This is a genomic window from Bradyrhizobium sp. 23AC (genome assembly GCF_054863025.1).
Genome location: NZ_JAVAYN010000018.1, coordinates 158,802 through 185,049 on the forward strand (window position 1 = coordinate 158,802; position 26,248 = coordinate 185,049).

The 26,248-nt window shown below is 59.9% G+C and carries 25 protein-coding genes and 1 pseudogene; 6 read left to right on the plus strand and 20 right to left on the minus strand.

Annotation, left to right across the window (positions count from 1 at the left end; all coding sequences use genetic code 11):
- Positions 1-9: 9 nt before the first annotated feature.
- Together pabB and RAD10_RS31870 are read left to right on the plus strand one after the other, a co-directional pair.
- Complete coding sequence (gene pabB, locus RAD10_RS31865) at positions 10-1,419, plus strand: aminodeoxychorismate synthase component I (RefSeq protein WP_270163304.1); 1,410 nt, start codon at positions 10-12, stop codon at positions 1,417-1,419.
- Positions 1,416-2,027 (plus strand): anthranilate synthase component II, encoded by a 612-nt coding sequence (locus RAD10_RS31870; protein WP_270163305.1) that lies wholly within the window; start codon positions 1,416-1,418, stop codon positions 2,025-2,027. Before pabB ends, RAD10_RS31870 begins: the two co-directional genes overlap by 4 nt.
- Before the next feature lie 860 nt (positions 2,028-2,887).
- Here the strand turns inward: RAD10_RS31870 and RAD10_RS31875 are convergent.
- The 5 genes from RAD10_RS31875 to ald all read right to left on the minus strand — a co-directional run bounded on the left by RAD10_RS31875 (position 2,888) and on the right by ald (position 8,169).
- On the minus strand, positions 2,888-4,468 hold the full coding sequence (locus RAD10_RS31875; RefSeq protein WP_375848214.1) for a non-canonical purine NTP pyrophosphatase: 1,581 nt from the start codon (positions 4,466-4,468) through the stop codon (positions 2,888-2,890).
- Positions 4,469-4,488: 20 nt separating this feature from the next.
- Positions 4,489-5,502 carry a beta-ribofuranosylaminobenzene 5'-phosphate synthase family protein gene (locus RAD10_RS31880; RefSeq protein ID WP_375848213.1) on the minus strand — a complete coding sequence of 338 codons (1,014 nt, stop codon included), beginning with the start codon at positions 5,500-5,502 and terminating at the stop codon, positions 4,489-4,491.
- Entirely contained in the window at positions 5,469-6,059 is a 591-nt protein-coding gene (locus RAD10_RS31885) for a hypothetical protein (RefSeq protein WP_375848212.1), read from the minus strand. The genes RAD10_RS31880 and RAD10_RS31885 overlap by 34 nt, the downstream gene beginning before the upstream one ends.
- Positions 6,060-6,425: 366 nt before the next feature.
- The gene (locus tag RAD10_RS31890) at positions 6,426-6,794 is read right to left on the minus strand and encodes a hypothetical protein (RefSeq protein ID WP_270163307.1); all 369 of its coding nucleotides are present in this window, start codon (positions 6,792-6,794) and stop codon (positions 6,426-6,428) included.
- A gap of 262 nt (positions 6,795-7,056) precedes the next feature.
- Positions 7,057-8,169, minus strand: coding sequence for an alanine dehydrogenase (ald, locus tag RAD10_RS31895; protein WP_270163308.1), 1,113 nt, complete (start codon positions 8,167-8,169; stop codon positions 7,057-7,059).
- A gap of 468 nt (positions 8,170-8,637) precedes the next feature.
- Between ald and RAD10_RS31900 the strand changes: the two genes are divergently transcribed.
- Entirely contained in the window at positions 8,638-9,360 is a 723-nt protein-coding gene (locus RAD10_RS31900) for a LuxR family transcriptional regulator (RefSeq protein ID WP_270163309.1), read from the plus strand.
- A pseudogene (locus tag RAD10_RS31905) lies at positions 9,360-9,541 on the plus strand (transposase domain-containing protein); the annotation flags it as partial. The gene RAD10_RS31900 and the pseudogene RAD10_RS31905, both read left to right, overlap by 1 nt.
- Positions 9,542-9,635: 94 nt before the next feature.
- Here RAD10_RS31905 and RAD10_RS31910 read toward each other — a convergent pair.
- Positions 9,636-9,770, minus strand: a complete 135-nt coding sequence (locus RAD10_RS31910; protein WP_461620544.1) for a hypothetical protein — start codon at positions 9,768-9,770, stop codon at positions 9,636-9,638.
- Between the two features lie 390 nt (positions 9,771-10,160).
- Between RAD10_RS31910 and RAD10_RS31915 the strand changes: the two genes are divergently transcribed.
- Together RAD10_RS31915 and RAD10_RS31920 are read left to right on the plus strand one after the other, a co-directional pair.
- Positions 10,161-10,790 (plus strand): acyl-homoserine-lactone synthase, encoded by a 630-nt coding sequence (locus tag RAD10_RS31915; protein ID WP_270163310.1) that lies wholly within the window; start codon positions 10,161-10,163, stop codon positions 10,788-10,790.
- Positions 10,791-10,799: 9 nt separating this feature from the next.
- On the plus strand, positions 10,800-11,789 hold the full coding sequence (locus RAD10_RS31920; RefSeq protein WP_306417043.1) for a LysR family transcriptional regulator: 990 nt from the start codon (positions 10,800-10,802) through the stop codon (positions 11,787-11,789).
- On the opposite strand, the gene RAD10_RS31925 is transcribed toward RAD10_RS31920, so the two are convergent.
- From RAD10_RS31925 to RAD10_RS31990, 14 genes are all read right to left on the minus strand, one after another.
- On the minus strand, positions 11,756-12,001 hold the full coding sequence (locus RAD10_RS31925) for a DUF2274 domain-containing protein (RefSeq protein ID WP_084302325.1): 246 nt from the start codon (positions 11,999-12,001) through the stop codon (positions 11,756-11,758). The genes RAD10_RS31920 and RAD10_RS31925 overlap by 34 nt on opposite strands.
- A 6-nt stretch (positions 12,002-12,007) precedes the next feature.
- Positions 12,008-13,222, minus strand: a complete 1,215-nt coding sequence (locus RAD10_RS31930) for a TraB/TrbI/VirB10 family type IV secretion system protein (RefSeq protein WP_270163311.1) — start codon at positions 13,220-13,222, stop codon at positions 12,008-12,010.
- Complete coding sequence (gene trbG, locus RAD10_RS31935) at positions 13,219-14,124, minus strand: P-type conjugative transfer protein TrbG (RefSeq protein WP_270172962.1); 906 nt, start codon at positions 14,122-14,124, stop codon at positions 13,219-13,221. The genes RAD10_RS31930 and trbG overlap by 4 nt, the downstream gene beginning before the upstream one ends.
- Positions 14,125-14,210: 86 nt before the next feature.
- Positions 14,211-14,894 (minus strand): conjugal transfer protein TrbF, encoded by a 684-nt coding sequence (trbF, locus tag RAD10_RS31940; RefSeq protein WP_027545494.1) that lies wholly within the window; start codon positions 14,892-14,894, stop codon positions 14,211-14,213.
- A 485-nt stretch (positions 14,895-15,379) separates the two neighbouring features.
- Positions 15,380-16,609, minus strand: a complete 1,230-nt coding sequence (trbL, locus tag RAD10_RS31945) for a P-type conjugative transfer protein TrbL (protein ID WP_270163312.1) — start codon at positions 16,607-16,609, stop codon at positions 15,380-15,382.
- Positions 16,606-16,989: a putative entry exclusion protein TrbK-alt gene (trbK-alt, locus tag RAD10_RS31950; protein ID WP_270163313.1), complete on the minus strand. Its 384-nt coding sequence runs from the start codon at positions 16,987-16,989 to the stop codon at positions 16,606-16,608. The genes trbL and trbK-alt overlap by 4 nt, the downstream gene beginning before the upstream one ends.
- The gene (gene trbJ, locus RAD10_RS31955) at positions 16,989-17,720 is read right to left on the minus strand and encodes a P-type conjugative transfer protein TrbJ (protein ID WP_270163314.1); all 732 of its coding nucleotides are present in this window, start codon (positions 17,718-17,720) and stop codon (positions 16,989-16,991) included. Before trbJ ends, trbK-alt begins: the two co-directional genes overlap by 1 nt.
- A complete protein-coding gene (trbE, locus tag RAD10_RS31960) occupies positions 17,717-20,158 on the minus strand; it encodes a conjugal transfer protein TrbE (protein ID WP_270163315.1) in 2,442 nt (813 codons plus the stop codon). The genes trbJ and trbE overlap by 4 nt, the downstream gene beginning before the upstream one ends.
- Positions 20,159-20,168: 10 nt before the next feature.
- Complete coding sequence (locus tag RAD10_RS31965) at positions 20,169-20,432, minus strand: VirB3 family type IV secretion system protein (RefSeq protein WP_027534830.1); 264 nt, start codon at positions 20,430-20,432, stop codon at positions 20,169-20,171.
- Positions 20,432-20,758 (minus strand): TrbC/VirB2 family type IV secretion system protein, encoded by a 327-nt coding sequence (locus RAD10_RS31970; protein ID WP_270172963.1) that lies wholly within the window; start codon positions 20,756-20,758, stop codon positions 20,432-20,434. Before RAD10_RS31970 ends, RAD10_RS31965 begins: the two co-directional genes overlap by 1 nt.
- A gap of 11 nt (positions 20,759-20,769) precedes the next feature.
- The gene (trbB, locus tag RAD10_RS31975) at positions 20,770-21,690 is read right to left on the minus strand and encodes a P-type conjugative transfer ATPase TrbB (RefSeq protein ID WP_370691996.1); all 921 of its coding nucleotides are present in this window, start codon (positions 21,688-21,690) and stop codon (positions 20,770-20,772) included.
- 201 nt (positions 21,691-21,891) lie between these two features.
- On the minus strand, positions 21,892-22,320 hold the full coding sequence (locus tag RAD10_RS31980) for a ribbon-helix-helix domain-containing protein (RefSeq protein WP_270163317.1): 429 nt from the start codon (positions 22,318-22,320) through the stop codon (positions 21,892-21,894).
- 6 nt (positions 22,321-22,326) lie between these two features.
- Positions 22,327-24,309: a conjugal transfer protein TraG gene (locus RAD10_RS31985; RefSeq protein WP_270163318.1), complete on the minus strand. Its 1,983-nt coding sequence runs from the start codon at positions 24,307-24,309 to the stop codon at positions 22,327-22,329.
- A gap of 32 nt (positions 24,310-24,341) precedes the next feature.
- On the minus strand, positions 24,342-26,105 hold the full coding sequence (locus RAD10_RS31990; protein WP_270163319.1) for a relaxase/mobilization nuclease domain-containing protein: 1,764 nt from the start codon (positions 26,103-26,105) through the stop codon (positions 24,342-24,344).
- Between the last annotated feature and the right edge of the window lie 143 nt (positions 26,106-26,248).

Sequence of the window (26,248 nt, forward strand, 5' to 3'; positions counted from 1 at the left end):
AAGTCATCGGTGACTGACAGCCCAGTGCACGTCCGCGAGCTGCCGTGGATCGAGCCCGTCATGGCGATGCGATGTCTGGCGCATCGCCCGCAGCTTACGTTTCTCGATAGCGCGGCCAAGCATGAATTGCTCGGCCGCTATTCATATCTGAGCTGCGATCCGTTCAGTACCTTTATGGTCGCGGACGGACAGGCAAGTTGGAACGGAGAGCCTCTTGAAGGCGACCCGTGGGAAGCTCTTCGCGCCCTTCTCGCCAACTATTCGCAAGAGCATCGCTCCGATCTCCCCCCGTTCCAGGGAGGCGCAGCCGGCTTCCTTGCTTACGATCTAAACAGGACGTTAGAGCACTTGCCGACGCCCGCAATTCCCGGTCAGGGATTGCCCCAATCGCTCCTGCATTTCTATGACGTAGTCGTGAGCTATGATCACCGGCACAACAAATGCTGGATTATTTCCACAGGATGGCCGGAGCAGGATCCTGTACGTCGCGTAGAGCGTGCACGCCGTCGAGCCGACGAATTTGCAGCACTGCTTGCCAACCCAGAGACGCCGCGGGATACATCCTCCGGCAACGTGGGCGCCTGGCATTCGAACTTCAGCCGCGAGGACTATGTTGCGGCGGTCAAGCGCGTCGTCGGCTTAATTCTGGCCGGAGACGTCTTCCAAGCCAACATTGCGCAGCGCTTCAGCGCCAGGGTGCCGACTTCCTTCGACCCCCTCACCTTCTACAGCCAGCTACGATCATCGAACCCCGCACCCTTTGGGGCGCTCCTGCGCTATGGCAAGCTGACCGTCGCATCGAGCTCGCCGGAGCGTTTCCTGAAGCTTGGTGGAGGTCGGATCGAAACACGCCCCATCAAGGGCACGATCGCGCGCTCCGCTGATTGGAAGGAAGACCAACGCCGGGCTGAAATCCTCGTTGCGTCTGAAAAGGACCGCGCAGAGAACGTAATGATCGTCGACCTCCTACGCAACGATCTGTCACGTGTCTGCACTGCGCGTTCGATCGAAGTTCCAGCACTGTGCAACCTCGAATCCTATGCCTCGGTGCACCACCTCGTGTCGGTCGTTACGGGTGAACTTGCAGGAGACCAGGACGCCGTTACCTTACTTCGCGCTTGCTTTCCCGGCGGGTCCATTACCGGAGCGCCAAAGGTGCGCTCGATGGAAATCATAGCGGAAATCGAGCGCGTGGCACGCGAGGTCTATTGCGGAGCGATCGGCTTCATCGGCTTTAACGGGCACATGGACACAAACATTGCGATTCGCACCGTAACGATCGCCAGCGATGTGGCTGTCTTTCATGCAGGCAGCGGGATAACGGCGATGTCGGACCCGGAGGCCGAATGCGAGGAGACGCTGGCCAAGGCGAAGCGCATCTTCGATGCGTTTCGTGCTGAACGATCCGGTGCTGTTTGATTGTCATCATCGACAACTACGATTCCTTCGTCTTCAACATTGCCCGCTATTTCCGCAACCTTGGTGAGGCAACGGAGGTAGTCCGGAACGACGAGATCAGCGTCAGGGACCTTGTTGGCTTGAAGCCGCGCGCAGTGGTCATCTCACCGGGTCCCTGCACTCCACTTGAGGCCGGAATATCCACGGCCGTCGTTCGCGAGCTTTCCGGTCGCGTACCACTTCTCGGCATTTGCCTCGGACATCAATGTATCGGAAGCGCTTTCGGCGGAGGCGTGGCGCGTGCACGTCGCCCTATGCATGGTCGGTCCTCGTATGTCACGCATGATGGTCGAGGGCTGTTCAAGGAGCTCCCATCCCCACTTCGCGTTGGGCGCTACCATTCTCTTGTTGTTGAGCTCGATGAGGCTCGCGCCCCGCATCTTGCGGTGACAGCGCGTTCGGACGAAGGCGAGGTCATGGCGCTTGCACATCGCTTCCAACCAACATTTGGCTTGCAGTTTCATCCGGAATCGATACTCACGGAACAAGGGCACGTGCTGCTCATGAACTTCTTGCGCCTGACGGAGGCTTCCTGGGCCAAGATCGAGCCACCTGCCGGACCGGTGTGACTGGCTCGGCAGCGGTTCGATCTCGTCGCAAGCAATGACGCTCGGGCGCGAACGGGTCCACCGCTTCTGGCCTGACGCCAACGCCCGGCGGCCCCATCAGCGATGATGGGTGTGTGAAATAGCAGCCTGGGGCAACCGCTCTATCCAGACGCCCGGCTTCGCTCGCTCGATCGGTCGCGACCATCAACTGCTTACGCAGCTTACGACCTTTTCTGAGCTACGCAATTCCTTCTATTGCTTAGTCTAGCTGTGACCAGGGTGTGACCCCCTGAGCCATGCTCGCCGCAACGCTACGGAGAGCGAATCCAAGGTTGGACCGAGCGTGCGATGGAAGGTAGGAAGGTAGGAAGGTAGCCGCTCCGTGCTCCTGAAATATTACTATCCATGAGCCGTTGCCGCTCACTGAGATGCCGTTCGCGCCTTGCGCGGTAAAATTCAATTCGAGACTCAGAATGTTGGTTCTTTGAATGCCTTCTTCTTGAGGGCGGAAAGATAGTTTCCTCTCGCTTTCGGCCGAGATTCACCCGCCAACCTCACTTCGAGTTTCACGACAAGATCCTCGAAGTTCGTGCGCATCATTCCAGCCAACGGTCGTTGCTGGTAGTAGCTATACATCCGTTGAGTGATAACGGCTGTTACCCATCTTGGCGTACCTGCCGACCATAGAACTCGGTAATCCTCGATATAGCCAGCGGCGCTTCAACTTCGAGCAGAATGAAGCAACATAGCAGTTTCCGTACTGCGGATGTCTTTTCGCTGCGTATCTGCTCATCGATAAAATCGACAAGCTTTTCGCCTCTAAGGCTCTGGTAGCCCAGTGGGAGCGTCTTATTCGTCTACAAGATGTTCCTGGCGAGGCTTCAAGTGCGGTCCTCGTCACTTTGGAAATGATCAACCTTCTCCAATAGCTGAAGAAGCGCTTCCCCTCGTGCGGTCAACTTGTAGCTCAGCAGTTGCTCTGATCGCTTTACTCTTTCCGCAAACTCCGGGACGGCCTTGAGCGCGCGGTTAGTATTGTACTTGCGAACCGGAGTTCCCAGTTCTGCTGCCTTCTCCGAGATTGCAGCGCACGTCGCGGCCGAGCCGATCGCTCTAAGCGCATTTAATGTGCGATGAAGTTCGCTCTTATGACCGCGCGACTGAGGGGGCGCCTCATCCTTATCAGTCATAGTCGCGATAAGCGAATCGATCCTCTCTTTATAGAGCTCAAGCGTGCCGTCGTTGCGAACGACATCGGTTGCTATTTCTGTAGGGACCCTCAGCACGCCAAAGCGCGCCTGTTGTTCGTCCTGCTTCTCAAAATCAACGAACGCTTTCACGTCCTTATCTCTCGCACGGCGGACGTGGCGCTCAAATCGAGTCCGAACGTCGGCATCAACAAATACAATGCGCGCGCGGGGAAAGCGCTCAACTAGCAGCGAGACTTCTTCGACTGTTCGCAGGCCGGTTACCACATTTAGAATTGCTGGACTGCGCTCAATGTATTTTGCGATCGTATGCGCGACACAATCCAAGCCGTGCGCACACAAGAACCTGTATGCGTCGTCAGCTGTTTCGACCTGTTCGTCCGCCTCACTCGCAAGGCTCCGCAACACAGAGCTCGCCTCAAAGACCATGACATCGTCTCTTGCGATAAGGTAATCACTCAGCGTGGTCTTTCCAGCGCACTTATTACCGATGACGACCAATACCTGGGAGGGCTTATCTTCTAACATCAGTAGCTCTTTGAACAACAATTGCTGCTCGGCAACGGGCGGCGATGCGGGCCGCCGAACGACGTAAAAGTTGGGCGCAATGTTCAGCGCCGAGTTAAGCTCCTCAAGACGAGAGACGAGAGCAGACAAGGATTTTGCTCTGAAATCGAAGGTCAAAGATTCTTCAAATTCCATCTCTCCTAACCGCTTTGTGGCGCCTTGAGGAATGAACCATCCATTAAAAGTATCGGGCGTCAACCAGGGATACTGAGCCGAGGGTGAAAATTCGGGCGGAGAGGTGGCGATTGCCCCTTCCGTTTCTCCATGAAAGAAAATCTTGCGAGAAAGAGCTGGCAAGTAGAGAGCGATATCGGATTTGACTACGACCCTTCTGTTATTGCCCTTTCCCCTAAGTTCACGATCCAGCGCTTCAAATGAAGCTGAGGAAAACCACTCTTTCACTGCCAACCCCGGATAATCAGCCGCGCCCTCGCTTAGAGCTTCAATCCTTAGAGAGGTGTCTTCAACGAAGAATATGGAGCGTACGCCGAACTCCGCATTTACTTGCTCTATGGCGCGGTCTAGCAGCTGTCTTGTTTCAAGCGAGTAGTCCTCATCATATGGCTCTCTACGACCGGTATAATGCCGGAGTGCATATCCATGCCGCATGAACATCAGCTTCGCCTGAAGCAGCTTGTCGGCGTTCGACGTGTAGAAATAGACGGTAAGCACGCGATCAAATCGCAAGGCGTTTCCGTATTGCGGCCTCATGACCATGTCCCTGCCCGTACCTCGTAACCAGTATTCCAGCCGGAAGCCACGCCTAGTATCGGAATGCCACAATCTGATCCAACTGATCGAACCTGATCCAGGCGTTCGCGGTCCGACGAGGGCAGGATGATGTACAGCAAAGGTCCAACGCTGCTCATCCCAGCCGCAAGGCCGCGATCAAAAAGTGCCATCAAGCAAGACCGAGTTCGCGCGCTACACCTCTGCAATTCCCGCATCTTGAAACCCACGTGATGGAGACTTCGCAATGCCGAGCCGAGCGCGTCGTAATCGATAAGCGTGAACGATGGGAGCACGCCGTGATAAAGTATAGCCATCGTTTCAAGCGCTTCGCCCTTTGGCACGGGAGCATTCTGGCTGAAGAATGTGGCTTCATCGTCTCCCGACATCGTTGGCTCGTCAGGTAGAAGGAGAGCAACGCGCCACGTTGTCGGAAACGGTATTCGTGCCAGCAGCGGCGGAATATCCGTCGCGATCTTCGCGCTCGAGGGCAACAGGTGCATTCCGGGCGCAAAGCGGTGTCCGGCATCCCAAACTAGACCACCCTGAAAGAACGCATGAAGTCCCACACCTGAAGCCGCTCCTCGACCGCTAAGCTGCTGCATTTCGTCGGTTGAGAAACCAAGATCATTGATTGCATTGGCGCCGGCAATGATCGAGAGCGCTAGCGACGTCTTACTGCCCAAGCCAACGTGCTGCCGAGGAACGCGTCGGATCGTAGCCCTAAAGCCCACGTTTTTTCGAACAGACTTCAATCTCTCAATAAGCTCCAAGAGTTCAAGCTGTGCTCTTGTATCAAGCGCTTCTGCTCCGCCAATCTTGACTGTCTGACAGCCCTCAAACTCAATGACGGTCGGTTCGCAGTCGAGCGAGAAGCCCACTCCGCCAAATGAACGGAGCGATGCATGCCCCATATCGGCCAAGCCGATATGGACACGAGGACGTGCAATAACGTGCTTCATCGCAGAGGTGAGGGCGTGCTTAAACTCCATAGCGCCTCAAAGTGCTTATCAAGAGAATCAAATAGAAAGCCACCACGCGACACCAGGAGCGTCGGGGTGTTACGGCTCTGTTGGTGCAGCAAATACGGTCCCCAAAAAATCTCATCATCTATACGAAGTACGTTGATCGCAGGGATGCAGGCCACCCTGTGCACTTTAAACTGGCCGCGCCTTAGACCGGGGAGCTTCGAGACCGCGTCTTCAAATGCAAGAATGTCGCTCCGGGTTTTTCCCGGAGAATGGTGCTCTTCGCGATCACGCTGATCTACGAGGCTGTGTTCTGAAGTCGGAAAATCGGGGTCAATTAGCAAAACACGCACTTGAGCACGTCGTGACCAATCGACAAAATGTTCAAGGAAATCTTGTCTGAAGGAGGATAGCCCGTATCCGATCAGGTCAATCTTTCGGGCGACATTGAGCCGATGCTGATATGCATCTCGAATTTGAACGGAACGGCCCGGATAAATAGCAAAAAGACCGGCCTTACTAAGCGTTTCAAGTTGCGCCCGCAGAGTATCGGTAAATGATACGTAGAGGAATAGCGACACTCCGGCTATGCCCGAGGCTATCAAGGAGCCACCTATGCCCTCCGCGAGCCCAGTTCCCATCCAGGAGCGCGACCATGTCCCTAGAAAGAGAGCTCCTAGCAGGACCATGATGGTGTGAGATAAAACCCATATTACTCCGAGACGCGACCACAATCTCCGGCTTATCGCCCCAATCACCGTTATCCCCCCGGCTAAATCTGGTTTCACTATCGCGTAATGAGGCCATCAGAAAAGAGTACCTATAAACTACGCGGCGTAAAGTTGCGAGGCTAGCGCTGGGCAATTAAGAGCAATTAGGCGGTGTGGCTTAGCCCCATTCCCGGCGCGCCATCTCGAAGATGGAGCGTAACAGCCCCAACTCCCTGATCACGGTACCAGGCTGCAGTGTTTCAAACGCGTGTCGCGGTACCTGCTGAAGAGCGCTGCATCGATTTTTGCGAGCGGTAAGGCGCTCCATCGTTGACGAAGGAACACTTCGATCCGTTTGCGCTCAGGAATAAGCCCACGCTTCTTATGGGTGACGTTGTCGCGATTGCGCGTGAGAAGCTGTGCAACGGTGATTGTATTGAGAGATCGTACGTCGTTGGGGATCAACGTCCGGTCTAGCTCGGCTTCGATCTGCCGCGCCCAACATTGTGCATCGGATTTGGATTGGAAGGACTTGGCTTGTGGTGAGTGTCCGTGGCGTCTGACTTGGACCTGCCACTTGCCGTTTCTGAACCGTAGGCTCGCCATTCAAAAAGCTCCTCGTGTGTGACCAGCTTGTGACCGGCCGGTCTGAAGAGCGTTTGAGGAGCTACCACCAACGCTCTAAGACGTTGGTACATCGAGAGAAACGCTGGCGCACCCGACACGATTCGAACGTGTGACCTTTGCCTTCGGAGGACATGTCACACTGCTTTGCGTAGACTTGTGCCATTCCTCCCTCAAAAAAGGGCCACTCCGAAGGAGTGGCCCAAGTGAGGGAGGAAAACGCCCCCTAAGGAGCCTCTGGGGATCAGGCCGCGGCCTGTTCGATCGGTGAGAAGGGTAGGCCAAGACTCTCGGCCACGGCCTTATAAGTTAGCCGGCCCCGATAGACATTGAGGCCTGCGCGCAGATGCGGATTCTCGAGCACGGCTGCAAATCCCTTGTTGGCGAGAGCCAAACCAAAGGGCAGCGTGGCATTGTTTAATGCCTGGCTTGAGGTGAGCGGGACAGCTCCGGGCATATTGGCGACGCAGTAATGAATGACGCCGTCCACCTCGAAGGTTGGATCCGCATGCGTCGTCGGGCGCGAGGTCTCGAAGCATCCGCCCTGATCGATAGCGACGTCCACGATGACGGAGCCCTTGCGCATCGAGCTCAACATGCCGCGACTGACCAGCTTCGGCGCGCTGGCGCCGGGAACCAGCACCGCCCCAATGACAACGTCCGCTGCAAAGACTTCCTCCTCGACGGCTTCTATGGTCGAGAACCTGGTGCGAACGCGCCCCTCGAATAGTTCGTCCAGTTCGCGAAGCCGGGGAATCGAACGATCGAGGATCGTGACCTCGGCACCCAGTCCCGCCGCCATCCGTGCGGCATGTGCACCAACAACCCCGCCTCCGATCACAACGATACGGGCCGGCTGCACACCGGGCACGCCGCCGATCAACAGCCCCCGCCCGCCTGCGTACCGCCTCAGCGCCGCACCCGCGGCCTCGATCGCAAGCCTGCCCGCAACTTCGCTCATCGGCGCAAGCAGCGGAAGCCCGCCAGCCGGACCAGTCACGGTCTCGTAGGCAATGGCGGTACATCCGGACTTTATGAGGCCCTTAGCCTGCTCCGGGTCCGGCGCCAGATGCAGATATGTGAAGAGGATCTGGTTCTCTCGCAGCTGGGTCCATTCCGAAGGCTGGGGCTCCTTGACCTTGATGATCATCTCGCTCGATGCGAATACATCGTGAGCGGACCCGAGAATCGTCGCGCCAGCCTTGCGGTACTGGTCGTCTGTTGCGCCGATGCCAGCGCCAGCCGTGGTCTCGATCAGCACGCTGTGGCCTGCGGCCACATATTCGCGGACAGCCCCAGGAGTCAGGCCCACGCGGTATTCGTGCGTCTTGATCTCCTTGGGAACACCGACCTTCATTTGGAATCTCCTCTTGGACGGCCTCCCTTCTAGTGGGAATCGCGGTCCAAACTTGCGAAAGTGGAGCCAAGTCACGCTGAAATTCCGCGATTCTTTGTGCAATCACGCAGGATTTCAAAGAAGCGAACGAGACCGACATGGCAATCGTCGATGAGCCGGCGTAAGTGGCGAATGACCAGACCGAATTCTCGTGTCGAGCGGAAACTGTTTGCCACTGCGATCGCGCGGCTATGGGACGCCGCATCAAAACAATCACAAGATATCAAGCACGACTTGACCTTGTACGACTTGATCTCATCATTGGAGGCAAGCGCTCAGATTTCACCGCAATCGCGCATTATCCGGGTTGCATCCAGGCGTTGTCCGTGCGGCATGAAGCGATAAGGCGTAAGAGCCCTATGTCTGAGTTTACCGATTGAGGCGAAAGTCAAACGTGTGATTTTTCGAGTGCCTGCAGCGAGAAGGACAATGCGTTACGTTTTCCAAGCTTTCATCGATCAACTCATCGAAAGTACTGACGTCGACGACCTTAGGCTGGGGATGGCCGAAACTGCTGCCGCGCTCGATCTGTGTTGTTTCGCCTACCTCGCTTTACCTTCCAGACCAGACGCGCAGCCGCTTCTGATTTCGACCTATCCATCAAGTTGGACTTCGCATTACGTCCAGCAGCAGTATCATCGGTTCGACCCCGTGATTATCCAATCCCTTCGCCGGGACAAGGCCTTTGAGTGGGGCCTTGGTCTTGGACCAGAAGTACATTCGGAGCATGCCCGCCAGGTTTTCGAGGAGGCCGCCCGATTTGGCATTCGCTGCGGCTTCACCGTTCCGATTCACGAGAGCGGCGTCGCTGTTGCCACGGTCACATTTGCCGCCAGCGAACGAGCTGCGTCCTTCGGACGTTCCCTACGGCGGCATGCTCGTATACTTCCTTTTATGGCAACGGTTTTCCATGCACATGCACAACGTAAGCTGCGTGCCTGCGATCAGATTGATGGTGTCTCGCTTTCTCGGCGGGAGATCCAATGCCTGAATTGGGCCGCTCAGGGCAAGTCTTCCTGGGAAATTGGCCGCATCATGGGCATCTCTCACTATACGGTCGCATTTCACCTGGACAACGCCAGGACCAAGCTGGGCGTTCGATCGACGATCCAGGCCGTCGCGCGTTTTGTTGCCGCTGGCCGAAAGACCTAGATGCGGGCGGCCGGCGCGCCGCGGCCATCTACACCGTCATCGCTTCCGCCAAGCTCAACGACATCGATCCCCAGGCCTGGCTCGCACGCATGCTGGCCCGTCTGCCGGGTCATCCCCCCAAGCGCATCCAGCACTTCGACCTTGGAATTCGCGCCCTCAGAGCGTCGCCCATGCGGCTTGAGTCCATCAGCTCTTGAGCTCATCAGCTTGCCGACCAAGATGAGCTAACGAGGGTAAACGATGTTCCGGCATCACCCCCGAGCTGCAAACCGCGACTAATTCCCGGCGATTTGATCTTGGGCGGCAGCCAGACGTTCGGCTTCTTTTAATGCTGCAGCTTTTGTCCTGAATGGTCCGATGTCGTTCTCTTCAGTGTCAGGCAACCAGGCAGGAAGGAACACCAGCCTCATGGTCGTCCGTAGCTGGCCGTGCTTCGGACTGATCCGATGCCCTCAGCGATGAACCAGCCAGGATCGACCCCATCCTGTCGCCATGAGATTTCTGACATGGTGTGTGTCATCCTCGATAGAGTGTCCCCTCAAAACTCTAGGTCTCGTTCCCGGTTCTAGCCACTCCATATAGGCCGGCAGGAAAAACTCGTCGATAGTGCTCTGAGGATGTTCGGCGGCGACACCACGGGCGAAGACCGAATAAATATGCTCGCGCGGCACCATCCTGCTATTCCGGGGTCGCCGGATGCGTGCGTCGGATTTCGGTATCGCACCCTCCTTAACTGAGGAGGCTGCACATCCCCAGCAATTCCCCTTCAATACCCGCCCTGCGGCTTGGAGGCACAATCAATGATGCAGATCATCACACAGGAGTTCTATGGAGCCTTTGCTGAAGACCTTTGTGAGATGCACCGACTTAGATACAGGGTTTTCAAGGAACGACTCGCATGGGACGTTCAGACCAGCGGGGACATGGAAATCGATGAATTTGATGCACTCGGTCCCGTCTACCTGATTCAGCGATCGAGCAACTATAGTGTTCAGGGCTGCGTACGACTGCTTCCATCTACCGGACCGACGATGTTGCGCGATACCTTCCCTGTGCTGCTCGATGGACAACCCTTTAAAGCGGCTCCTTCGGTCTGGGAAAGCAGCCGTTTTGCGCTGGATGTTGACGCTGGAGCGCGCGGAACGATGCGCGGGCTGACCAGCGCGACCTACGAGCTCTTCGCTGGCATGATCGAATTCGGCCTTTCGAGGCGGCTAACAGAAATTATTACGGTGACCGACGCCCGGATGGAGCGCATCTTGCGACGCGCTGGGTGGCCCTTGCGACGGGCGGGCCAGGCAAGGATATTGGGAAACACCCAAGCAGTCGCTGGTTATCTCGAGATTTCCGCGGCCGCACTGTCCCGGGTCCGCGACACCGGAACACTTCGCTCACCTGTGCTCTGGGAACCGGCGCTGAAAGCTGCGTAGAGATCTCGCATGTTCAACCCCTCAACCTCCCCAAAATTGGCGGCCTCGATCTCAAGAGACATGTCTCGCCCTGTTCAATCAACCAATATCAGTCTTCATCATTTGCGATCGGCGGTCGCTGCGGCGGACTGCGGAAGCTTTCGACAGGCGGCCGAATCGCTGGCTGTGCAGCATTCGGTGCTCAGTCGCTCGATCAGTCAGTTTGAGCACCTGGTCGGAGTGGCTCTCTTTGACCGTTCGACCGGCGGAGTCGCGCCAACGCCCGCCGGACGAACGATCCTGCAAATGTCGCGAATGATCCTTGAGCAGGTCGACACACTGGTCGCAACGGGCCGCTCCAGCGGCCGCGGCGAGGCAGGCCACCTTTCCGTGGGTTTCTGCACCTCAATATCTGCAGGCAATCTACGTGCCACCCTCGCGGAGTTCAGGAAGCGAACTCCCATGGTCGCACTCACCACAGCCGAACAGTCGCGCACACGTCTGATGGATTCTGTTCGCAGTGGCACGACCGATGTCGCCGTCGTGCCTGGAGGACGTACGCTATCTGGTCAGAAGAGTCTGCCGGTTTGGAGCGAACGCATTCTCATTGTGCTTCCAAAGGATCATCCTCTGCTCAGCCGCAACGCTATCCACTGGACCGACCTTCACAACGAGACAGTTCTGCTAAGCCAACGTGATCCTGGAAGCGATTTAAAGGAGCTGCTGGTTTCAAAGCTGGTTGCCAATGAGAGGCGGCCAAAGATCGAGCGGCATGATGTCAGCCGAGGCATCATCAAGAGCCTCGTCAGTTTGGGGCTTGGAATAAGTCTGGTCCTTGAAGCTGACGTGGGAGCCAACTTCACCGGCGTGGTCTATCGGGAAATCCAGGACGGTTCTGGACCAAGCCGTATGGGCTTTAACGCGTACTGGCGTAAGGACAATGAGAACCCGGCGCTGACGCGCTTCCTTGATCTCTTGGCCGAACGCTATCCTTCACCGCCTTCAACAGCAGAGGGATGACTTGAACGCCTAAGCTTTCTGAAACCGCGATCGGTGGCCATAAACCGTGCCAGCATCGGCGCAATCAGCTTGGCGGGATCTACAGATTGGCTCGATTCACGCGAAAGGGTCTCGGCATAGGCGACAAGATCGCGATGCACGGACGCCGGCAGATCAAGACTGATCTTGACGGGTTTTTCATCTGGTATCGCTCCGATTTTGAGTTTTGACATGTGTAATCACCCTTTATATGGCTCCAGAACGAGGTCACGATTGATGTTGACGCGGATCGGAAACCCTGGCCGGACAGTGAGTGTGGGCTGGATGTTGAGACTGCGCCGAACCACTTGCTGTCCAGTTTGGTTGAGCGAATCCGATGCGCCATGTCGCAACGCCTGAATGATCGCACTATCGTTGCTGTTTGTGTCGGAGCCAGCTCCCAGTTCTGTGCCGACGGCCAGCAAGGTTGAGAGTGCGGCTGCCTTGAAGAGTTCGCCCCAGTGGTTGTCGACATCGTCTTCAAGCCCTGCATACCCCGATGGATCCGCACCGGGTTGCCGCTCGAGGACAATGGAGCGCCCGTTGGGCATGATCAGCCGCGTCCAGACAAGCAACACGCGTGACTGGCCGAAGCTGATCTGGCTGTCATAGACCCCTATGAGACGCGCACCCTGCGGAATTAGCAGGAAGCGCCCCGTCGGCGAGTCATACACGTGCTCGGTGACTTGAGCCGTGATCTGTCCCGGCAGGTCGGAGCGGATGCCCGTGATCAGAGCTCCGGGAATGACCGTTCCTGCCTGCACCACATAAGGTGAAGCAGCTTTCGTGATCCGATCCGGACTCGTGGTGCGCCTGTCCACGGCAGCATTCACGAACGCAAGCTTCCGGTCCTGCGCATTCTGCGCAGTTCCCTCATCGTTGTTGACCCCCGGCGCAGCCATGTTCGCGCGATCAACTGCTTGCCCGGCGCCTATCCGATTTGAGGCCTCTCGCGTATTCGTGGAGGCAAACAGACGGCTGATACGCGCCGCCTCAGCCTCCTGGCTCTCGCGTTGCCGCTCCTGATCGGCCGAACCTGTCGCGGGACCGGCCGGCTGCCCCTGAGCAGCGAGGATCGGGCGACCAAGATCGCCTGGAAGCGGCGGCCCCAACTGCGGCACCTGGCGTGGCACCATCGTGTAATCCTGCGGAAGCGCAGTGATACTCTCCGCAACATTGTGGTGATCCGTGCTGTAGAGCTCTTCTGGCCGTGGACCGCGTGCCTGATTTTTCTGCAGCGCCCAGAAGGTCGCACCAGCAACAAGGAATACTGCCAGCGAGCTTCCGGTCAACAGGACCTTGCGCGAAAGGCGAGTCACGCGCGGGTATTCTGGGCGGAGCCGAAACGGCTCTGTCTGCTCCTGAGGCGGTCGCTGCGTGCCGGCCGGTTGTTCTTCATCCTGACGATCGGTCATGTCGAGCTCCCGTCGGTCCGGACAATTCTGACCTTCTGCTGGTGCTCTCCGCCCAGGCGGAGTTCGGCGGCTGCGAACAGCCGATCGACAATCAGCAGATTGCCATAGGCCCGATAGTTGACGATCTCGGTCTTGCCGTCAGCACCGAGGGCAAACAGGGGCGGCATTTCCCCCTGTACGATGCCTTGCGGGAATTCGATGTAGACCTTGCGACCATCATCATAGACCGCAATGGGACGCCAGGGAGCGTTGTCACCTTCGATTCGGTAACGGAACCTGCGCTGCGTGATGTCCGGCAAAGCAGGTGTCAAAGGTGCCGATTGTCTTTTCCCCTGCCGATCTTGCGGGTAGTACCACGCAACCAACGGCATGTAGGGCTTTTCGCGCGCGCGAAGCTCAATCAGATAGGTGCGCCGATCCGTGTTGATGACGAGGTTCGTCTCGATCGACGCGCGCGTCGGCTTCACCAGGACATGGACGCGGCGGGTGTCGCCGCTTCCGTTCTCGGTATCCCCTACGACCCAACGCACCGTGTCGCCAGCCGCGATCGGGCCGGACCCGACCAGCTGTTCGCCCTCCTCCAGCGCGATGTCCGTGATTTGACCCGGCGCTGCATAGACCTGGTACAGGGCACCGGGACTGAAGCTGTAGATCTGCGCGGCGTTGAAATACCCGCGTTTGCGTGGCTGGACGCGAGCTGCGCTATTGGCCGCTTCGACCCTGTCGACCGGCTCGGCCTCCTCCTTTGCCCCCGATTTGCCGCCGAGCGCCGCCTTCCAGGCGGGCGGGACGTGGAGTGGACGGCTCCGATCATCGACATCGGCGGGTAGCGGCGGCAGTGGCGGCACGTCGGAGTCGTAGATGATTTGGGGCGGAATATAGGTCGAGCAGGCGCCAAGCATGCACGCGAGGACCGCGAGCACTGAAACGGCCGCCCTGCCCGATAACCCTGGAGAGATGCCGGTCACGCGTTGAGAGGATTGCGGCTTCATTGCCCGAGCTCCTTCGACCAGCTGATTGCATTGACGTAGACGCCGAGAGGATTCTTGCGCAACCGATCGGCATCGCGAGGGGCCTGGATGACGATCGTCAGAATGGCGGTCCAGCGCTCCGTTGAACCAAGCGATCCGTTCTCGTAGCCGCGCTCAACCCAGGCGACGCGGAAGCTTTCGGTTGAGGCGCGGATCACGCTCGAGACCTCGACTGAGACTTGCGTCTTTCCGAGCCTTGCGAAGGGATCATTGCTCCTGGCGTATTCGTTCAGAGCGGCGGCCCCGCGGTCAGTGGTGAAGTCGTACGCCCTGAGCCAGTTCTGGCGCAGGACAATGCCATCTGCCGGCAGACCGCGGACGTCCTCGATAAAGCGAGCCAAGTGATAGGCAATCTGAGCATCGCTGGGTTCGAAATCGGAGGTCGCGGGAGCTATTCTTTGGGCCTGGCCGAGACGATCGACTTCGACGACCCACGGCGTGATTGTTCCTTGCGTTGATTGCCAGACCAGCCCTCCTGCGAGGCCGCACGAGAGCGTCAGGCAGCTGAATGCCATCAGCCGCCAATTTCTGGCCTGCACACGTGCTGAGCCGATGCGCTCGTCCCACGCTTGCGCCGCCTTCTGATAGGGCGTCACGGGCGCGGGCGTTCGCCCGTAGTGAACCGAAGACCTCTTGAACATCAGTCATTTCCCCAAGAAACCAAAATTGAGACTTGCATTTTGCTCGATGGCCAGGCGGCGAGTGCGGAGGGTTGCAATCACGTTGCTTGCTCGACGCGGACGAGGTGTCTGAACACGCAAAGGCAGCGCGAGACACGGCAGGCCCTGCATTGCCGTCTGCGAACGCTTGAGCTCAAACCCCGGAGGTCAGGCAGCAAATGCACGAGAGGCAGCGTAACGAAGGCGTCCGGCCGATCTTGCATGGCCGACATCTCGAACACTTGTTGGCTCTCGTGCAGTGGCGCTCTCAGCGACGCGGACGGGTCATGCGTGGCCTGCCAGAGAAGCGCGGGCGTAAGGCTCAACGAGAGGGCTTGAGAAACCAGCACCAGAGCTTGCCAAGCCGGACCATGCCAGGTGCGCCGACCAGGGCGCGCGCTTGAACTTGGCTGGTCAGTCCTGTGGGCGTATTCGCGCGGCTTCTCAGCGAACGGGCACTTTGACATCTAGCGCCCTCCGTCAGACAGATCGATCGAACTGCCACTTCCACCATGATCTCCCGACCGGACGGCATGAGTTGCCGCCGAAACTCCATGGCTGATTGTCTGCGCGCGCTTCATGCGCTGCGCCCAATCCGGCGGACCTTCGCCCGAGCTGGCAGAGGTCGTGCTGGTGGACCGGCTGCCGCTGTGGATCGCCGCGGAGGCTCTGCGGAGCGGACTGACAGAAGCTGAAGCAGCTGCCTCGGCAACACCACCTATGCCGCCGCTCCGGTACGCGGCCGCCGCGCCGCTTGCGATCGCGCTGCCGCCCCGCGCCGCACCTGCGATCGCTCCGCCGGCGAGGCCGACACCGCCGGCAGCCAGACCGGCTCCTGCTGCCGCCATCCCGCCGGCCGCAAGTCCCGTACCGACCGCGCTGCCCGCTCCGAGTTGCGGACCACCGGATACCAGACCGTTCGCGATTCCGGGTCCAAAGATTCCAAGACCCAGAAGCGACAATGCGGCCAAGACCAGAGTCATGGCATCTTCGATCGTCGGCTGACCGCCATTGAAGCCGGCGGTGAACTGGGAAAACAAGGTCGAGCCGATACCGACGATCACGGCCAGCACCAGCACCTTGATGCCGGACGACACGACATTGCCAAGGACGCGTTCGGCCGCAAACGCCGTCTTGCCGAACAGCCCGAACGGAAGCAGCACGAACCCTGCCAGCGTCGTCAGCTTGAACTCTATCAGTGTGACGAAGAGCTGGATCGCCAGAATGAAAAAGGCGAGCAGGACGACGGCCCAGGCGAACAGCAGGACCACGATCTGGACAAAGTTCTCAAAAAAGCTGATGTAGCCCATCAGGTTTGAGATCGAATCCAGGATCGGCCGGCCGGCATCGAGCCCGACTTGTGCAATTTTTCCAGGGTGAACGAAATCGCCTGCCGAAAGGCTCGTACCTGAGGCCTTCAATCCGAGACCGGCGAAGCTTTCGAAGACGATACGGGCGAGATTATTCCAATTGCCGATCAGGTAGGCGAAGACACCGACGAACAGGGTTTTCTTGACGAGCCGCGCGACGATGTCCTCATCCGTGCCCCAGCTCCAGAACAGGGCGGCCAGGGTGATATCGATCGCAGCCAGCGTTGTCGCAAGATAGCCCACCTCGCTGCCAAGAAGCCCAAAGCCATTGTCGATGTAGCGGGTGAAGGTCTCGAGGAACTGATCGATAATTCCCGTGCCGCTCATTGGTCACCTCCCTCGGGTGACGCGACGGAGGGATAGCCTTGAGGTATTCGGCTCTGATCTTTCGGCGCTGACATGAATGGTGAACTGCCTGGATCATTGACAGCGGGACTGGTCGAGCTCACCCCTTGGCCGAAGAACCGGCGCCGGTTCTCGGCCCAGATCCTTTGGCAATCCTGATACGCCGGAGAATGCTCTGACGTCACAGTACGGCAGCGGGTGAGATCGGATTCCATTGGGCTGCTGGCTGTTGCGCTCGATGGCTTCGGACCCGTGACTCTGTCCGGACCGCGTAGCTGGATCGTGCATGCGACGATGAGCGCCGTTCCGCCAATCGCCGTGATGGCGAGCGACAATGCTTGGAAAGCCTTTTGATTGCTCATCAATGAAACATCTGCACGTTGGAGGATTGATAGCCCTGACCACCCGTCAGAAAGCGGCGAAGCTGCTCGCGACCTTGGTCCTGAGCAGCGGCGCGTCGCGCAGATTCGAGCGATTGAGCCCTGCCTTGCGCCGCCACGGAAGCGGTCAAGTCGGCGAGCTGCTGCGCCTGGAGTGCGAGGATCTGGTTCCCGGCTTGCGTGGCCTGCAGGGCCCCGCTTGCACCCTGGCTTGAGCTCACCAGTGCTGAGGTCTGAATGCGGTTTGTGTCGAGATTTCCGACAACGCCGGCTTGCACACGAAGCGCGTCCTGAAATCCCGCGACTGAGTCCTGCCAGCGCGATTGCGCACCTGCGATCAACGCTGAATCGGATTGGCTGGCGGTTGCCGGTCCGTAGCTGGTGGCGAAGGCCCGATCGATCTGCTGCACGTCATAGCCGATGCGCTGGGCCTGGCTGAGAAGCTGCTGGGTGCGTTGAATCGAGCTCTGAAGCTGCTGCAGCGAGGAATATGGCAAGCTTGCCAGGTTCTTCGCCTGGTTGATCAACATTTGCGCCTCGTTCTGCAACGAGGTGATCTGATTGTTGATCTGCTGCAGCTCTCGTGCCGCCGTCAGGACATTCTGGACGTAGTTGTTGGGATCAAAGACGATCCATTGCGCCCGGCTGGGCGCGGTTGCCAGAAGCGAGACAGCAACGATGCTGATCGCCAGACCGAGACGACGACGGCTCATTGCGACTTCTCCAGATTGCCAAGATTGGGAATGAGGTCCACGGCCCAACCGGCTCCGCGGTGCTGGAGCCAAGCAGGCACAAAGGCCTCGCGGCCGTGCTCTGTGACCAATCGGTCGATTGCGGCCTGGTCTGTCTTGGATGATGCAGCCGCAAAGGCGAGCGCGACTTCACCGAGCCCGAGCTCGAACATGCGGTTGCCGCGGCGGGATTGGCAGTAGTAGTCCCTTTTCGGCGTCGCGCGGCTCAAGAGCTCGATCTGGCGATCGTTGAGCCCAAAACGGCGATAGATCGCGGTGATCTGAGGCTCGATCGCCCGCTCGTTCGGAAGAAGCAATCGCGTCGGGCAACTCTCGATGATGGCAGGAGCGATGTCAGATCCATCGATGTCCGACAAAGACTGTGTGGCGAAAACCACAGACGCATTCTTCTTGCGCAGCGTCTTCAACCATTCGCGGAGCTGGCCGGCAAAATCCGCGTCATCAAGCGCAAGCCAGCCTTCGTCGACGATCATGAGCGTCGGCCTGCCATCGAGGCGGTCGCCAATGCGGTGGAACAGATAGGCCAGCACCGCGGGCGCCGCATCCGTTCCAATCAGTCCTTCGGTCTCGAACGCCTGGACCGCCCCCTCGCCAATTCGTTCGAATTCTGCATCGAGCAGCCGCCCATAGGGCCCACCGAGGCAATAGGGTTGCAACGCGCGTTTCAGGGTCGTCGACTGGAGCAGAACGGACAGCCCTGTCAGGGTCCGCTCCGGGAGGCGCGCTGAGGCAAGGGAGGTCAGCGCGGACCATAAATGATCCTTCACCTCCGGCGTGATCTCGATCTTCTCGCGGGCAAGGATCGAGGCAACCCAGTCGGTAGCCCAGGCCCGTTCCGCCGTGTCGTCGATCCAGGCCAATGGCTGCAACGCGACCGGTTCGGACGCGTCTTGCGAAAGCGCGCCGCCAAGATCGTGCCAATCGCCGCCCATCGCGAGGGCTGCCGCCCGGATTGAGCCTCCAAAATCAAAGGCGAAAACCTGAGACCGGGGATAGCGGCGGAACTGGAGCGCCATCAGCGCCAGCAACACCGACTTGCCCGCACCGGTCGGGCCAACCACAAGCGTGTGTCCGACGTCGCCGACGTGAAGCGCGAAACGGAAGGGGGTTGACCCTTCCGTCTTGCCAAAGAACAGGGGCGGAGCGTTGAAATGATGATCACGCGCCTCTCCGGACCATACCGCCGACAGCGGAATCATGTGAGCAAGGTTGAGGGTCGAGAGGGGCGGCTGCCGGATGTTGGCGTACACATGTCCAGGCAGGCTGCCGAGCCAAGCTTCGACGGCATTCACCGTCTCGATCATGCAGGTGAAGTCGCGCCCCTGAATGACCTTCTCGACGTGTCGCAATCTCTCGTCGGCCGAGCGCGCATCCCGGCCCCAAACGGTTACGCTCGCCGTCACGAAGGCCTCTCCGATCTGGTCCGAACCAAGCTCCTGAAGCGCCGCGTCCGCATCCATCGCCTTGTTGTGAGCGTCGGTATCGAGAAGCGTGGAGGCCTCGTTGGTCATCACTTCCTTCAGGATCGCGGCGATTGACTTCCGCTTGGCGAACCACTGCCGCCGGATTCTCGTCAGGAGCTTTGTCGCATCCGTTTTGTCGAGCATGATCGCCCGGGTCGACCAGCGGTACGGGAAAGCGAGACGATTGAGGTCATCGAGAATTCCGGGCGTGGTCGCTGTCGGAAATCCGACGACGGTCAGAACGCGCAGGTACGCTGTGCCCAACATCGGCTCGAGACCGCCGGTCAACGGCTGGTCAGCGAGCAGCGCGTCGAGATACATGGGGATCTCGGGCACACGAACCCGATGCCGTTTGGTCGAGATCGTCGAATGCAGGTAAGTCAGCGTCTCCTCGTCGTCGAGCCAGGCGCATTCAGGCATAAAGCCCTCGACAAGCTGCAGCACGCGGTCGGTTCGGTCGACAAAGCCGCTGAGCACCTCGCGCGCGTCGGCACTTGGCGTGCGACTGCTGCCTTCATAAAGAAGCCGCTCCGCCCTGGCCGCATCCTCGGCCGGCGGCAGGTAAGCGAAAGTCAGATAATAGCTCGAGTCGTAATGGGCGCCCTCTTCCTCGAACTGCGCCCGGCGCTCGGCATCAACCAGCGCGGATGCGACGTCCGGAAAAGCGTTGGGCGGATACGCTCCTGCGGAATGGCGCTGCGCCTCCACGAAGACGGCCCAGCCGGATCCCAGGCGGCGCAGAGCGTTGTTGAGACGACCGGCCACGGCCACGAGCTCGGCCGGAACGGCACTGTCGAGGTCTGGTCCGCGGAATCTGGCCGTTCGCTGGAATGAGCCGTCCTTGTTCAGGACGATGCCCGCGTCGACCAGGGCCACCCAAGGCAGGAAATCGGCAAGCCGCGTGCTCGATCGGCGGTATTCCGCGAGATTCATCATGGAAAGAGCTCTAGATGTTGAGATGGGCTGGGACGCGCAGGTGACGGCGCACCACTTCGACGAATGCGGGGTCTCGCTTGGCAGCCCATACAGCCGCCGCGTGCCCAATGGCCCAGAGCAGGAGACCGGCGATCCACAAGCGCAATCCCAGCCCAAGGGCTGCGGCGAGCGTCCCGTTAACGATGGCGACCGACCGGGGTGCTCCGCCCATCAGGATCGGCTCAGTCAGAGCCCGATGCACCGGCGCGATAAATCCTGCGACGGGCTCGTCCATCACACCACCACGCCGCCGCCGAACGAAAAGAACGACAGGAAGAAGCTCGAAGCTGCGAACGCGATCGAAAGCCCGAACACGATCTGGATCAGCCTGCGAAAGCCGCCCGAGGAATCGCCAAAGGCAAGCGTCAGGCCCGTGACGACGATGATGATGACGGCGATGATTTTGGCGACCGGTCCTTCAACCGACTGCAGGATCTGATTGAGCGGCTGCTCCCATGGCATGTTGGAGCCGGCGGCCCAGGCGGGCGGACTTATGAGCAGGACCGCACCCAGCGCGGCGAGGGAAACGCTCCAATGCGGAACTCGGTTTCGATTGCTCATGTTTCGATTGCTCATGTGAGGTCTCCTGCTGGTGAAAGGCTGTAATCCCCGGCCGCTCCGAGGCCGTTGACGCGCGCGAGTTCGGCAAGCCGGCGCTCGGCACCGCGCCCGGACAGGACCGCAACGACGTTGATGGTGTCGGCAATCAGGGCGCGCGGCACGGTCATCACGGCTTCCTGGATGAGCTGCTCCAGCCGGCGTAAAGCGCCGAGCGCAGTGCCCGCATGGATGGTGCCGATACCGCCGGGGTGACCGGTTCCCCAGGCCTTGAGCAGATCAAGCGCCTCAGTGCCCCGCACCTCGCCAATGGGAATGCGGTCTGGACGCAGTCGAAGTGAGGAGCGCACGAGATCCGAGAGCGAGACCACGCCATCCTTGGTGCGCAGCGCGACCAGATTCGGTGCTTTGCATTGCAACTCGCGGGTGTCCTCGATCAGCACGACCCGGTCACTGGTCTTCGCGACCTCGGCAAGCAATGCGTTTGTGAGCGTGGTCTTGCCCGTTGATGTGCCGCCAGCGACCAGGATGTTTTTGCGCGAGGCGACGGCCTGGCGCAGTGCCATGGCGTGATCGGCCGTCATGATGCCCGCCTTGGCATAGTCGTCGAGCGTGAAGACGGCGACGGCGGGCTTGCGAATGGCGAACGCTGGTGCCGCGACGACAGGAGGCAATAGGCCTTCGAAGCGCTCTCCGGTCTCGGGTAATTCAGCAGAAATACGGGGCGCGGCGGCGTGGACCTCGGCCCCCACATGATGTGCCACCAGGCGAATGATGCGCTCGCCATCGGCGGCGGAGAGTTGTTCACCTGTATCAGTCAGTCCGCTGGAGAGCCGGTCGATCCACAACCGGCCGTCAGGGTTCAGCATGACCTCGACGATCGCATCGTCTTCGAGGTAGCGCGCGATGGCGAGCCCCAGCGCGCTGCGGAGCATCCGCGCGCCACGCGAGATCGCCTCCGACTGAAGAGAATGGATTGCCACTGCCTGCCCCCCACCGATCGAGGGCTAAAGCAGCGCCCTCGGATGGGGATGATTAGAAAAACCACCAACGACCTTCCTGCAACCAGGCGATCATCTCCGTCGTAGTCTGGCGTAGAAAGAGAAAGGCCGGAGCAACCAGCAAGGCCGGCGCAATCATTTGGTGGAATCCTCGGGCGCTCCATGAACGACATCGTCCGGAATCTCCCGCAAGAAGCTTTGGCCCTTTTGCAGGCGGCGGCCCAATGTCTCGACGAAGCCTTCAAAGCGCTCACGTCCCTTGATCTGAGCGGCGGCCTGGGCTTCGTTCGGCAAGGGAGGCGTGATCGTCAGCCAAAACCGAACAAACAGGGCCAGGGTCTCGGCTGTCAGCCCGACATCCCGCTCAAGTCTCTGCACTTGCCGGGACAACCGGTCCAGCCGGCGGGCGAACGCCGCCTCTCTGCGATCGACTCCATCCGGTGACAGAAACGAGATGACGGCCGCCTCGACGATGGCCGATCGCGAGAGCTTTTTGCGATCGGCAAGGTCGGAAATCTGCTTCAGAAGCTCCGGGGGGAAATACACGTTCATGCGGTTGCGCATGGGACCTCAGAGATCAATGCCATCGTTCGGGTCAAGCGCCGCCTGGCGGGCCACGCCCCGCATCTGCTGGCGAAGAAGCCGGGCTTGACGCACGGCCTCATCGTCGTCGTCCAGGACGGCAAACTCTTCTGTCGGCGTCACATCGGTTGTCTCTTTGACGATGGCGACGTGGTCAGGAAGTTCGGGTTCCCGGCGCAGACCGCTGTTGGCGGCATCGGTTTCGGAGTCTTCGGTCTGGACGGTTGCGCCATTCCGCGCGGGGAGCTTGAGGCTGGACCAACTATCTTCCCGGGAAGACCGCCCCAGCCTGGCCGGCTCTGGCGGTGAGAGAATGCGCTCGGTAAGCCGTCTGTCTTCGTAGTAGCGCACCTTCCTGGCTCGGATCGGCGCCGTCCCGGCCACCATCACGATTTCGTCGGTGGGAGGAAGCTGCATCACCTCGCCGGGCGTGAGCAAGGCGCGTGCGGTCTCCTGCCGCGAGACCATCAGATGGCCAAGCCACGGGTTCAGCCGATGGCCGGCATAGTTCTTCATGGCTCGCATCTCGGTCGCAGTCCCAAGCGCGTCCGAAACGCGTCTTGCGGTCCGCTCGTCGTTTGTTGCGAAGCTCACGCGGACATGGCAATTGTCCAAAATCGCATTGTTGGGGCCGTAGGCCTTCTCGATCTGGTTCAACGACTGTGCAATCAGGAAGGCCTTGATCCCGTATCCGGCCATGAACGCGAGCGCCGACTCGAAAAAATCGAGACGTCCCAGTGCCGGGAACTCGTCCAGCATCATCAGGACGCGGTGGCGGCGGTTGTTGGCTTGCAGATCTTCGGTGATGCGACGGCCAATTTGATTGAGCACGAGACGTATGAGCGGCTTCGTCCGGGAGATGTCGGACGGAGGCACGACAAGATAGAGCGTCGTCGGACGAGCTTCGGCAATCAGGTCCGCGATCCGCCAGTCACATCGGCTTGTCACCTGCGCCACCACCGGATCCCGATAGAGTCCAAGGAACGACATCGCGGTCGAGAGCACGCCAGAGCGTTCGTTCTCAGACTTATTCAGCAGTTCTCGCGCGGTTGAGGCGACAACGGGATGTGGACCCTGCTCACCAAGGTGCGAGCTTGTCATCATTGCCTTCAGCGTGACTTCGATTGGGCGCTTCGGGTCCGACAAAAAGGCCGCGACCCCGGCGAGCGTCTTGTCAAGTTCTGCATAGAGGACGTGCAGGATGGCACCGACAAGCAGCGAATGGCTGGTCTTCTCCCAGTGGTTCCGCTTGTCGAGCGACCCTTCCGGATCGACCAGCACGTCCGCAACATTCTGGACGTCCCGAACCTCCCATTCGCCGCGGCGTACTTCGAGAAGTGGGTTGTAGGCAGACGATTTTGGATTGGTCGGATCGAACAGCAACACCCGGCCATGTCGGGACCGAAACCCGGCCGTGAGCTGCCAGTTCTCGCCCTTGATGTCGTGCACGATTGCCGAGTCTGGCCACGTGAGGAGGGAAGGAACAACAAGGCCAACGCCCTTGCCGGACCGGGTCGGCGCAAAGCAGAGCACATGCTCCGGTCCGTTGTGGCGGAGGTAATCCTCCGCCAGCCTGCCAAGCACGACCCCGTCCCCACCCAAAAGTCCGGCCGCCTGCACCTCCCGCGGATCGGCCCACCGCGCCGAGCCGTAGGTCTGGACATTCTTGGCCTCGCGCGCCCGCCAGACCGACATGCCGATCGCGACCGCGATCGAAACAAAGGTCCCCGAGGCCACGATGAATGCACCTTCGACAAAGACCTGAGGGGCATAGGCGTCGTAGACGAACCACCACCAGAAGAAGACGGGCGGGTAGTAGATCTTGAAGCCCGACAACTCGAACCACGGCTGCCCAAGCTCCGGCTGATAGGCGAGGCGCCAGGCTGTCCACTCGGTCGCACCCCATATGGCGAGCAAGACGATCAGGCCGACGACAATCACCTGTCCCCATAGGATTTTGGTTCCGGTCATCCCGAACACCTTTCGAGCAATTGACAAGATAGCTACAGGCTGAGGTCGCGCTTCCGGCCGAAGCTCCATTCGATCCCGCCGCCCTCCTTCGTGGTGCCGGCAACGTGCTGGCCCAACCTTTTCTCAAGCTCGCGCGACCAGGGCACCAGCTGAAATCCGAGCCCGTCGTCGATCATGGCGAAACGCCCCGAGGCGAGCGTCAACCGCTGACGATACGTGCCCGCTACGTGCTCGCCCGAGGCGCCCTTCACGTGAGGCAGGCCGGTCTGCGCCGAGATTCTTGCCGCCACCTCGTCCAGCTCGCGTCGGCGCAACGTGTTCAGGAGATCACGCTGGAATGTGATGCGCTGGCCCTGCCGTCGCGCCAGACCTTCCCGAACCAGATGCTCTGTGCGAGCTTCGAGAGCGTCGCGCGTCTGGCGACCGAAGCCGCCCATGGCGAGCGGCATGGGGTTGGATTCAACCAGCCGGTGGTCGAGCCAGGTGGCGCCTTTCGCGGCGACCTGCTCGCCAAGATCGAGATCAGAACGGGCCGCAAGGACCAATGTCGGGCGCGGATCATCGGCCGGACCGAAGCGCCGGACCTCGACCATACCGCCGACGGATGGCGCATGTTCGAAAGCTTCGATTCCTCGGAACCGGACGTGGTGCGCGCGCCCGTCTGTTCCGTCGATCAGGGCGTAGGCCTCGCCGGTGAGCTCGTCATGCAATCCATGATCGACCAGTCGTCCGATAATCTGGGAGCTTGGCTGTCCACCTTCGATGACGTAGTCGGACACGCCACGCGCTTCCCCACGCTCGCTGAAGGCGCGATGCATGGTCTTGATGATGTCGCCGCGCATGCCGAGGTCGCGGAGATTACGTTCAGCCTCGAGCCCGACCATCCACTCCCCTGGCGCAGCTGACGCAGCAAGGCCCATCTTCTCCAGGTGCTGAAGGCGGCCGACCATCAGGCGCCGGATTTCGGGATCGGAGCTGCCGGGATTGTCGGGGCGAAGATCGATATAGCCGGTTTCGTCGGCGACCTGCCAGATCTCCCGGTCGAGCCGCGTCCATCGCTCTGCCGTGACTTCTCTCTCCAGCGCATTGCGGATTTCATGCTCAGGTCTTGGACCCAGTTCGATGCCGACCAACTCCTCGGCGCGTGAGCGCAGGCCGCGGCTGACGTAGTCGCGGGAGATCACGAGGTCTGCGCCTGTCTCATCGACTCCCCGAACGAGAAGATGGATGTGAGGGTTGTCCGTATTCCAGTGATCGACGGCCACCCATTCGAGCTGCGTTCCGAGATCGATCTCCATCTGCTTGGCCAGATCACGGGTGAAGGCCTTGAGGTCAGTCATGTCGGCGGCATCCTCGGGCGAGACAATGAATCGAAAATGATGGCGGTCGCCCTCGCAGCGTTCTGCGAAGGCCGCACCGTCAGCTCGATCGCTGCCAGCATCAAACATCTCGGCCCGCTCGCCGTTCCGGGTTACTCCGTCGCGCTTGAGGTATGAAAGATGAGCCGTCAGCGGCGCCGAGCGGAACGAACGTCCCTTGTGACGCACGATGCGCGCCTTCACCACAACGCGCCGCGTCGGACTGAACAACCGGCTGCGACCAAAGGACAGCCGGCCGCGGCCAAACGTCGAGCGCCCATAGGCCGCAGAACGCCTGCCAAACCTGCCCTGACCCGACGTGTGTCCGGCTTTCTTCGCGGCACGTAGCACCTGGTTGATGAAGCTCTTCGGCTTGGGCGCGCGGGTGCTGCGGATGCGCCCGGGCCGAATGCGCAGATCGCTGTCACGCAGGGTCATTGCCGGACCTCGAAAGGCGCCAAGGCAGCTACAGTGCCGAAAATCTGCTTGATTGCGCTGTTCAAAATGTACGGCGCGGCACGCGCCCCGACCGACCGGCACGCCAGAACCCAAGCCATGTCAATGGCTTGCGGTTCGACCGG